General features: G+C 70.8%; 11 protein-coding genes. 6 read left to right on the forward strand and 5 right to left on the reverse strand.

Annotated features, from left to right (window positions below; translation table 11 throughout):
- Positions 1-6 precede the first annotated feature (6 nt).
- On the forward strand, positions 7-522 hold the full coding sequence (locus tag ACWCO8_RS35310; protein WP_451035645.1) for a hypothetical protein: 516 nt from the start codon (positions 7-9) through the stop codon (positions 520-522).
- A 2-nt stretch (positions 523-524) separates the two neighbouring features.
- Here the strand turns inward: ACWCO8_RS35310 and ACWCO8_RS35315 are convergent, their stop codons facing one another.
- From ACWCO8_RS35315 to ACWCO8_RS35325, 3 genes are all read right to left on the reverse strand, one after another.
- Positions 525-1,535 (reverse strand): LLM class F420-dependent oxidoreductase, encoded by a 1,011-nt coding sequence (locus ACWCO8_RS35315; protein ID WP_451035627.1) that lies wholly within the window; start codon positions 1,533-1,535, stop codon positions 525-527.
- A gap of 111 nt (positions 1,536-1,646) precedes the next feature.
- Positions 1,647-2,489, reverse strand: coding sequence for a DUF5336 domain-containing protein (locus tag ACWCO8_RS35320; RefSeq protein ID WP_451035628.1), 843 nt, complete (start codon positions 2,487-2,489; stop codon positions 1,647-1,649).
- A 92-nt stretch (positions 2,490-2,581) separates the two neighbouring features.
- On the reverse strand, positions 2,582-3,424 hold the full coding sequence (locus ACWCO8_RS35325; protein WP_451035629.1) for an N-acetylmuramoyl-L-alanine amidase: 843 nt from the start codon (positions 3,422-3,424) through the stop codon (positions 2,582-2,584).
- 259 nt (positions 3,425-3,683) lie between these two features.
- Between ACWCO8_RS35325 and ACWCO8_RS35330 the strand changes: the two genes are divergently transcribed.
- Positions 3,684-5,240, forward strand: coding sequence for a hypothetical protein (locus ACWCO8_RS35330; RefSeq protein ID WP_451035630.1), 1,557 nt, complete (start codon positions 3,684-3,686; stop codon positions 5,238-5,240).
- An 18-nt stretch (positions 5,241-5,258) separates the two neighbouring features.
- Here ACWCO8_RS35330 and ACWCO8_RS35335 read toward each other — a convergent pair whose 3' ends face one another.
- Together ACWCO8_RS35335 and ACWCO8_RS35340 are read right to left on the reverse strand one after the other, a co-directional pair.
- Positions 5,259-5,882 (reverse strand): class I SAM-dependent methyltransferase, encoded by a 624-nt coding sequence (locus ACWCO8_RS35335; protein WP_451035631.1) that lies wholly within the window; start codon positions 5,880-5,882, stop codon positions 5,259-5,261.
- A gap of 48 nt (positions 5,883-5,930) precedes the next feature.
- Positions 5,931-6,338 (reverse strand): ATP-binding protein, encoded by a 408-nt coding sequence (locus ACWCO8_RS35340; protein WP_451035632.1) that lies wholly within the window; start codon positions 6,336-6,338, stop codon positions 5,931-5,933.
- A gap of 84 nt (positions 6,339-6,422) precedes the next feature.
- Between ACWCO8_RS35340 and ACWCO8_RS35345 the strand changes: the two genes are divergently transcribed.
- The 4 genes from ACWCO8_RS35345 (at position 6,423) to ACWCO8_RS35360 (ending at position 9,245) form a co-directional block, all read left to right on the forward strand.
- Positions 6,423-7,271, forward strand: a complete 849-nt coding sequence (locus ACWCO8_RS35345; RefSeq protein WP_451035633.1) for a helix-turn-helix domain-containing protein — start codon at positions 6,423-6,425, stop codon at positions 7,269-7,271.
- Positions 7,231-7,509 (forward strand): DUF397 domain-containing protein, encoded by a 279-nt coding sequence (locus ACWCO8_RS35350; protein ID WP_451035634.1) that lies wholly within the window; start codon positions 7,231-7,233, stop codon positions 7,507-7,509. Before ACWCO8_RS35345 ends, ACWCO8_RS35350 begins: the two co-directional genes overlap by 41 nt.
- A 6-nt stretch (positions 7,510-7,515) precedes the next feature.
- A complete protein-coding gene (locus tag ACWCO8_RS35355) occupies positions 7,516-8,520 on the forward strand; it encodes an alpha/beta hydrolase (RefSeq protein ID WP_451035635.1) in 1,005 nt (334 codons plus the stop codon).
- Between the two features lie 293 nt (positions 8,521-8,813).
- Positions 8,814-9,245, forward strand: a complete 432-nt coding sequence (locus ACWCO8_RS35360) for a hypothetical protein (protein ID WP_451035636.1) — start codon at positions 8,814-8,816, stop codon at positions 9,243-9,245.
- The last annotated feature ends 104 nt before the right edge of the window (positions 9,246-9,349 follow it).

Raw genomic sequence — 9,349 nt, forward strand, 5'->3', positions numbered from 1 at the left:
CGCGGAGTGGTGGCGTTGCTGCTGTCCTGCGCCCTGCTCCTGACGACGGCCGCCTGCGGCGGCGACGACGCGCAGAGCGCGAGCGGCAGCGCGACGGCGAGCACGACGGCGGAGCAGCAGAAACTCGCCAAAACCCGGTTCGTCGCCAACGCGGGCCTGGCGGCCGGCGCGACGTACCAGTGGATCGTCAAGCCGTACCGCGCGGGCAAGTTCAAGAAGGGCGCGGACGGTCAGAAGTTCGCCCTGGTCAAGGCGGGCCTGGCGGGGGCGTTCGCGTACAACCGGCTCAAGGCGGCGGTGAACAACGCCAAGGGCGACGAGCACCTCTCGAAGGCGGTCGCGCCGCTCACGGCGGGCATCGAGAAGCTCAAGGAGCTCGGTACGAAGCTCCGCAAGGGCGAGGCGAGCGAGGCGGACGTCGGCTCGTTCGAGGACGTCATCCAGAACGTCAAGGACGCGGGCGCGAGCGCGGGCGCGGTGGTGACGGACAAGGTGCCGAGCACGTCCCAACTGGGCGGCTGAGGCTACGCGTTCAGCTCGGCCAGCAGCCTCAGTGTCGCCAGGTCCGGTGCCGTGACCAGCAGGTCCGTCACCGGACCCTTCCGCCACTCCGCGAGCCGCTCGGCGATCCGCTCCTTCGGCCCGACGAGGGAGATCTCGTCCGCGAAGGCGTCGGGCACGGCGAGCACGGCCTCCTCGCGGCGGCCGGCCGCGAACAGCTCCTGGATGTGCCGGGCTTCGGACTCGTACCCCATGCGGGCCATGAGATCGGCGTGGAAGTTGCGGGCGGTGTGCCCCATGCCGCCGATGTAGAACCCGAGCATGGCCTTGACGGGCAGCAGCCCCTCGGCCGGGTCGTCGCAGACCTGGGCACGGACCATGGGCGCGACCAGGAACCCCTCCGGCAGCCGCTCGGGGAGCGAGTAGACCTCGGCGTACCGCGAGGGCGACCAGTAGAGCGGCAGCCAGCCGTCGGCGATCCGCAGGGTCTGCGCGATGTTCTTGGGCCCCTCGGCCCCGAGCAGTACGGGCAGATCGGCCCGCAGGGGGTGGGTGATGGGCTTGAGGGCCTTCCCGAGCCCGGTGCCGTCCGCTCCGGCGTACGGATGGGAGTGGAACCGTCCGTCGAGCGCGACGGGCCCCTCGCGGCGCAGGACTTGGCGGATCACGTCCACGTACTCGCGGGTCGCGGTGAGCGGACTGCGCGGGAACGGCCGGCCGTACCACCCCTCGACGACCTGGGGCCCGGAGAGCCCGAGCCCGAGCATCATCCGCCCACCGGAGAGGTGGTCGAGCGTCAGCGCGTGCATGGCGGTCGCGGTGGGCGTCCGGGCGGCCATCTGCGCGACGGCGGTCCCGAGCCGGATGCGCGAGGTGTGCGCGGCGATCCACGTCAACGCGGTGAACGCGTCGGACCCCCACGCCTCCGCGGTCCACACGGACCCGTACCCGAGCCGCTCGGCCTCCCGAGCGAGTTCGAGGTGGGTGGGGGAGGGTCCGCGTCCCCAGTAGCCGAGAGCGAGTCCGAGACGCATGACGCGGCACCTTTCTGACGCTCCGTCAGTTCACGCTTTCGGGGGACTGTACGGCAACGGCCCCTCGCCCGGAAGGGATTCCGGGCGAGGGGCCGTGAGGCGGTGGGTCGTTCAGCCGCGCTGGATGCCGGTGGTGTCCTGGAGGACGCCGCGGCGGCCGTCCTGGGTCTGGGCGATCAGGCTCTGGCCGCGCTGCTCGACCGCCAGGTACCAGGTACCGGGGGCCAGTTCGGCGATCGGGGTCGGCGAGCCGTCCTCCGCGTACAGCGGGCGGGCGACCGGGACCGCGAACCAGAACGGGGCGAAGTCACCGGCGGGCTGGCCCTGTCCGCCCTGAGCGGGGGCCGGGGTCGGCTGCGGGGCGGCGGCGTGCGCGTTCGGGTCCTGGGCGCCGTACGGCTGGGGCTGGGCGCCGTAGGGCTGCTGGGCGGCGCCCGGGTAGCCGTAGCCGCCGGGGACGCCCTGCTGGCCGGGCTGGCCCGGCTGCATGCCGTAGGGCTGCGGGGTCTGCGGCTGCGGGGCGCTCAGGAGCGGGGCCTTGAGGGCGGGGACCAGCGGGGCGGCGACGGCGGCGCCGGCCAGGATCAGGGAGGCGATCAGGCCGAGGATGAGGCCGGCACCGGCGTTCACCGACTCGAACATCCACATCAGCATGTTCCAGGCCGAGGCCACGGTGAACGCGGCACCGACCTGGCCCAGCTCGAGACCCGCGACCTTGCGGTTCTGGAGCTGCGGCAGACCGCGCGACAGGACGACGAGCGCGGCACCCGCGATGCCGAGGATGATGGCGCCCCACCCGAGGGGGGAGACCTCCCAGGAGTTCGTGCTCGGGACCTGGTCGCAGACGGCGGGGGCGGCGTCGCAGCCGCTGATGTCAAGGAACGAAGCGATGAACAGCACCACCGCTGCACCGATCAGAACGCCATCGCCTCGAGTGAGGGAGCGGATATTCACGTAAGAAGTCCTTCGTCGGGTCGTCTCGTCGGGGTGGCGCGAAGCACGGGGGCGGCCCCCATCGTACGGAGGGAATCTATCGCCCGTCGGTACTACCCCTTGAGGTAGGTCCCGATGCCGTCCGCCAGTCCCTGCGCCGCTTTCTGGCGCCATGCCGCATTCGTGAGGAGTGCGGCGTCCTTCGGGTCACGCATATTGCCGCACTCGACGAAGACCTTGGGCACGGTCGAGAGGTTGAGCCCCCCGAGATCGTCCCGTACGTCCAACCCCGTTCCGCCACCGAGGTAGTTGGCGGGCGCGGTGCCGGTCGCGCGCGCGAAGTGGGCGGCGATGGCCTCACCGAGCTCACGGGAGGGGCCGACGATCTTCGAGGTGTCGGCGGCGCCGGAGCCGACCTTGGCGGGCAGGATCACGTGGAAACCGCGGTTGCCGGTGGCGGAACCGTCCGCGTGGACGGAGACGACGGCGTCGGCGCGGGCGGCGTTGCCGGTCCGCGCGCGCTCGTCGATGCAGGGGCCGAAGGGGCGGTCGGCGTCATGGGTGAGCAGGACCTTCGCGCCCCGGGCCGTGAGGAGATCACGCAGACGGTGTGAAACATCGAGGGTGAATGCGGCTTCGGTGTAATCGGCGTCGGTGGAGGTGCCGGTGGTGTCGCATTCCTTGCGACCTGTGCCGATGTCGACCTTCTGGTTGATTTCCCGGGAATGCTGGAAATTGCCGGGGTTGTGACCCGGGTCGATCACGATCGTCCGGCCGGCGAGCGGGAGCCCGCCGGAGGGGGGCGTGGCCGGCGTGGGGGTGAGGGCGCTCGTGGTCGTCTTGGCGTCCGGGGTCGCCGAGGGTGAGCCGCCGCCACCGCAGCCCGTCGCGAGCGCGGTGAGGGCCGCGCAGGCGGCGAGGGCGCGGGCGCGGGTCTTTCGCTGGTCGTACGGCACCTTGCGACTCTAGTCGGAGGTTCCGGTGCGTGTTCGGCCGACGCGGCGGGACTGTGAAGGCCGCGTGGCGGGTATGCAGAGAGGACGTACACGGACACCGGGGGGAACTGTGACGGGGGAAGAGCCGAACGACGTACGTCCAGGGGGAGAGCAGGGGCCGCAAGGGGTGTCGGAGACACCTTGGGCGTATGGGGCGCCAGGGACAGTGGGCTTTCCGCCGCCGCCCGTGCAGCCGCCCACGCAGCCTCCCGGGGTTCCGGTGCCGCCGCCCGCACCGGTCGAGTCGAACCCGGCGCAGGCGGTCCTCGTCGGGTTGCTGAATCTGTCCTGCCTGGGACTCGGATACGTCCTGCTGAAGAAGTGGGTCCAGGCCGCCGTCTGCGTCCTCGCGACCGCCGTGCTGCTGCTCGTCGCGCTGCCCGCCGACGTGGACGGCGTCCCCACCGGCGTCCTGGTGGGATACGGAGCGTTCCTGCTGGCCGCGGCCGTCGACGGCGCACGGCGCGGCCTGCGCGCCCCGCTCGCCCTGCCCGCGGGCGCCGCCGCCACGGCCGGCACCGGGGCGCGGCGGCTCGCGCTCCCGCTGGCCCTCGGGCTCGTGCTGCTCGCGGTGCCGGTCGGCGGCTCCGTCGCCTACGGCGCGGCGCGCGACGAGGCCGTGGAGCAGTCGCTGCTCGCGCGGCTCGCGGAGGCGGACAAGCAGGTGAAGTCGGTGGAGGGCCAGAGCTTCGGCGGCGCGGAGAACGCGTACGGCAAGGCGCTCGCCGTCTATCAGGAGCTCGGCACGAAGCACGCGGGCTCGCGGGCGGGCCGCCAGGTCCCCGACCGGCTGAACGACTACTACGCGTCCGTCTCGACCCCGTACCAGCAGAAGAAATACTGCGAGGCCGTCCCGGGGCTCCAGCATCTGCGCGCGCTCCCGGAGAAGGTGGACCGCGCGCTCCTCGACGGGCTGACGGGCAAGGCGGACGACCCGCTGGCCCACTCCTGGTACGAGTGCGGGATCACCGGTCTCGCCCGCGCGGGCACGGAGGCGGCGGCGGGGGACAACCTGAACGCGCTGCTGTCGACGTTCCCGGAGTCCTCGCACGCGAAGAAGGTCGAGCCGACGGTCCGCGAGGGGCTGCGGACCCGGGCCGCGGCGATAGCCGCCGGCAGCACGGACCCCTGCGACGCGGTCCTCGAACTCCAGCGCTTCCGCACCACCGTCGACCTGCTGCCGAAGGACACGTTCTCCGCCGTCTCGACCGACACGGGCAAGGAGATCCAGAAGGGCGACTTCGCCTGTGGGGTCGAGCAGTTCGAGGAGAAGGAGTTCAGCGAGGCCCTCGACACGATGAACGAGTACGTCGAGGACTACCCGGGCAGCCCGCAGGTCGCCCACGCGCGCTCCATCGCGATCGCCGCCGAGATAGCCGACGAGACGCCGGCCGCGGGCAACCGGCTGCCGCCCGCCACGGCTCCCGGCGGCTCCCGGATGGTCATGGTGGTGTCCAACGACGGGCCCGGTGAGGTCGAGCTGCTCTACACCGGCCCCGTGACCGGACGCGTCACGCTGAAGGCGTGCGGGACCTGCACGGCGTACGGGGACATCCTCGCGCGGGGCGCCGCCAAGCCGAAGGTGTGCTCCGGACCGTCGTCCAAGTACCCGAAGGCGACGCTGCTGCTGCCCGCCGGCGACTACCACCTTCTCCAGAAGCGGCCGGGTGCGGGGTCGCTGTCGGCGGGGGACAAGTCGAGCACGGCGAAGATCGAGCCGGGGTACTCGTACACGAACTGCCTGTACGTGACGAGGGGCTTCGGCGTCGGCCTCTAGCCGGGCGGCCGGTCGCTGTCAGCGGCGGCGCAGGACCCGCAGCGAGTCGGTCACCGAGACCTCCTCGAAGTCGCCCGACTCCAGAGCCCGGAGGTAGATGCGGTACGGGGCCTGGCCGCCGTCCTCCGGGTTCGGGAAGACGTCGTGGATGACCAGCAGCCCGCCGGCGGCGACCTTGGGCGCCCAGCCCTCGTAGTCGTTGCCGGCGTGCTCGTCGGTGTGCCCGCCGTCGATGAAGACGAGGCCCAGCTCGCCCGCCCAGACCTTGGCCACCTGCGGGGAGCGCCCGACGACCGCGATCACGTGCTCCTCGAGGCCCGCCTTGCGCAGCGTCCGCCGGAAGGTCGGCAGGGTGTCCATGAGGCCGACCTCGGGGTCCACGACGGTCGCGTCGTGGTACTCCCACCCCGGCTGCTGCTCCTCGCTGCCCCGGTGGTGGTCCACGGTCACCGCGACCGTCCCGGCCTCCCGGGCCACGTCGGCCAGCAGGATCGTGGACCGCCCGCAGTACGTGCCGACCTCAAGGAGCGGCAGCCCGAGCTTCGCGGCCTCCGTGGCGGCGGCGTACAGGGCAAGCCCCTCGTCGAGCGGCATGAAGCCCTTGGCGGCCTCGAAGGCGGCGACGATCTCGGGCGCGGGCATGGGGGCCTCCTACTGGCGGGTACGGCAGCTGCGAGCGCCCATGGTGCCCTACGCGTCGCACTCGAACCACACCGTCTTCCCGCCGGCCGCCTCCGACACCCCCCACCGGTCCGTCACCCCCTCCACCAGCACGAGCCCCAGCCCACCCTCCGCGAGCGGCGCGGCGACCTTCGCGTGCAGCACCCCCGGCACGGCATCGGCGACCTCCACCCGCAGCCCGTGCGGCTCCCGCAGGATCAACACCGTGCACCGCCGCCCGGGCACATGCCGCACGACGTTGGCGACCAACTCGGTGAGCGCGAGCCCGCCCGCGTCGGCGAGGTGATCGAGCCCCCAACGGCCGAGGGACATGCGCAGGATCCGGCGCATGTGACCTGCCGAGTGCTCACCGACGGTGAAGCCCATGCGGTAGCTGGTCTGAAGTTCCGCAGGGTAGAGGTCAGTTACGTGATTCATGCCACCAGGGTGGAGCGGCCTGGTTACGCTCGGCTACGGACCGAAACGAATGCAGTGATGCGTGAGCTTGGGGGTGGCCTCGTCGTGGTCAACATCCGCAGCCTCGATCCCAGCGCCTCGCCGCTGGACTACTACGGCTGGGAACTTCGCCGGTTGCGGGAGGAGGCGGGCCTCAACCAGCAGCAGTTGGGTGACGTCGTCTTCTGCTCGGCATCACTGATCGGCCAGATAGAGACGGCGAAGAAGGTCCCCACGCGTAAGTTCTCGGAGCAGCTGGACGCGGCCCTCATGACGGGCGGGGTATTCACACGGGTGGTGGGGTTGGTTCTGAAGAGCCAGCTGCCGACGTGGTTCCAGCCGTATGCGGAGATGGAAGCGAAGGCGGCGTACATCTCGACGTACCAGGCGCAGTTGGTCTACGGACTGCTGCAGACCGAGGACTATGCGCGTGCCGTCCTGGCGACCGGATTGCCCGAGGACCTCGAAGGCCTGGTGGCGGCTCGGATGGAGCGCCAGCGCATCCTGGACAGGGAAGAGCCGCCGATGATCTGGGTCATTCTGGACGAGGCCGCGTTGCATCGGCCGATCGGTGGCCGGGAAGTTATGCGGAACCAACTGGCGCACTTGCTGAGCTTCCTGAGCAACCGCTGGGTGCGGATCCAGGTGCTGCCCTTCGAGGCGGGGCAGCATGCCAGCCTGATCGGCGCCTTCAATTGGCTTCGCTTCGAGGAGGACCCGGACATCGTCTACACGGAGGACCTGATCTCGGGTCACATGACCGCGAACCCTGACACTGTCAGGGAGGCTGCCCTTCGTTACGCTCACTTGCAGGCGTCTGCCCTGTCCGTAGAGGATTCGGCGGAACTGATCATGCGCGTAATGGAGGAACGTTATGGGGACCAACCAGGGCCTGACCAGCGCGCGGTGGCGTAAGTCCAGCTACAGCGGGAACACCGGAGGCGACTGCGTCGAGTGCGCGCCCATCGGTACCGCCGTCTGGCGCAAGACCTCCTACAGCGGGAACACCGGCGGCGAGTGCGTCGAGGTCGCCGACCTCACCGCCCACGTAGCCGTCCGGGACTCCAAGAACCCTCATGGCCCGACCTTCCTGGCAACTCCGGCGGCGTTCACCGCGTTTGTGGTGGCCGCTGCCGAGGGTCGGATCGGCTGAGCGGTGGTGCCGGTACCGCCGTTCGACCCTGAGCTGGCCGTCGTACTTGCGGGCCTGGACCCCGAGGCGCTGGCGCCTGTGACCCCGGAGAACCTGCGGGCGGTGCAGGAGCGGGACGTCAGCGCCCGGCCCCGGCCGACGGTCGAGGAGCTGGGCGACGGGGGCCGGTTCGAGGTGGCGGAGCTGAGCGTGCCGGGGCCTGCGGGCGGGCCGGAGGTGACGCTCGTGAGCGGGCGGCCGGCCGGGCTCGCGGGGCGGCCGTTGCCGTTGCTCCTCTACATGCACGGCGGGGGCATGGTCATGGGGAACGCGTGGTCCGTGCTGCCGCGCGTTCTGAACGACTGGGCCGAGCCGCTGGGTATGGCCGTGCTCTCGGTCGAGTACCGGCTCGCGCCGCAGACGCCGTACCCGGGTCCGTTGGAGGACTGCTACGCCGCGCTCGCGTGGGCCGTCGAGCACGCGGCCGAGCTGGGCGTCGACCCCGGCCGGATCCTCATCGGCGGCAAGAGCGCGGGTGGCGGGCTGGCCGCTGGCCTTGCCCTGCTGACCAGGGACCGGGGCGGTCCGGCGGTGCTCGGGCAGGTGCTGCTCTGTCCGATGCTCGACGACCGGATGAGCAGCTTCTCCAGTCGGCAGATGTCGGGCATCGACATCGGCGACCTCACTTCTCACGCGACCTTCTGGCAGGCGTACCTCGGCGACGACCTCTACGGTTCCGCCGACGTCCCGCCCTATGCGGCGCCCACCCGCGCGACGGACCTCTCCGGGCTTCCTCCCGCCTACATCGACGTCGGCTCGGCCGAGATGTTCCGGGACGAGAACATTGCCTACGCCGACGCGATCTGGCGGGCGGGCGGCCAGGCCGAACTCCACGTCTGGCCCGGCGCCTTCCACAGCTTCGACGGCATCGCCCCCAACGCCACCGTCAGCCAGGACGCCCGCACCACCCGCACCCGCTGGCTCCGCCGGCTCCTCGGGTCAGGCCCAGCGGGAGACACCGACCGGTCGTAGGGGGGGGGGCAGGCCTGTCGGCACGGGCGGTCAGTACGGCCTGCAGGGATGTGAGTTCGGCTATGCGGCATCGGTGACGTCGTTCATTTCCCCGAACAGCGCCGACAGACCTGCTGCTTTGTTCGGCGCTTGGTGCTACCTCGTCGCCCCCGGGGCGGAGGGGGCAAATCCGTTTCCTGAACGGCTGATTGCGTAAGAGGTGATCGACACCACGGGAAATCCCCTTGAAACATAATGATGTCTATCATTTGAATGATCGTCGTCTCTCCGTCATCAACCCAGGGAAACGACACATGCGTTCTGCACGTTTCATCACCATGCGCGAGCAGGCTCGCCGCGTAGGCACTGTTGCTCTCGGTGCCGCCGCCGTCCTCGGCGTCGTCGTTGCGCCGGCGCAGGCCTCTTCCTGGAGCAGCTCGCTTTCGTACGCCGGTCCCGGTTACGAGTCCCGTCGCTGGTACGACACGGGTGGCTCGACCAACATCAAGTTCACCGGATGCACCGACAACGGCAGCAACAGAGTTGCCAGCGTCACCCTTCGCAAGGACACCACCGGACCCGACCCGCAGTACGTGACCGCCTCGTTCACCAACTGCTTCGCGGGCAGTGCGGCGACTTCGTCCGGCAACTGGTCCGACCACGGCTCAGGCGAGTACTACTTCGCCGTCAACTACGGCACTTCCGGGCTCAATCTCACCGTTCGGACCCTGTCGGTCACCTACTAGCCGAAATAGAGTTCCTCAGCCTCGGAGGGCGTGGGACGAGGCCGAGCCCGTGCACGCCCGCGAGCGCCTCGGCGAGACCGGCGCCCAGGGCCCGTACCGAGTGC

The organism is Streptomyces sp. NPDC001927 (assembly GCF_053594455.1).

Excerpts from the sequence above, each read along its gene's own strand:
- ACWCO8_RS35315 (WP_451035627.1), bottom strand. The coding sequence starts at position 1,535 with ATGCGTCTCGGACTCGCTCTCGGCTACTGGGGACGCGGACCCTCCCCC.
- ACWCO8_RS35335 (WP_451035631.1), bottom strand. The coding sequence starts at position 5,882 with ATGCCCGCGCCCGAGATCGTCGCCGCCTTCGAGGCCGCCAAGGGCTTC.
- ACWCO8_RS35340 (WP_451035632.1), bottom strand. The coding sequence starts at position 6,338 with ATGAATCACGTAACTGACCTCTACCCTGCGGAACTTCAGACCAGCTAC.
- ACWCO8_RS35350 (WP_451035634.1), top strand. The coding sequence starts at position 7,231 with ATGGGGACCAACCAGGGCCTGACCAGCGCGCGGTGGCGTAAGTCCAGC.
- ACWCO8_RS35360 (WP_451035636.1), top strand. The coding sequence starts at position 8,814 with ATGCGTTCTGCACGTTTCATCACCATGCGCGAGCAGGCTCGCCGCGTA.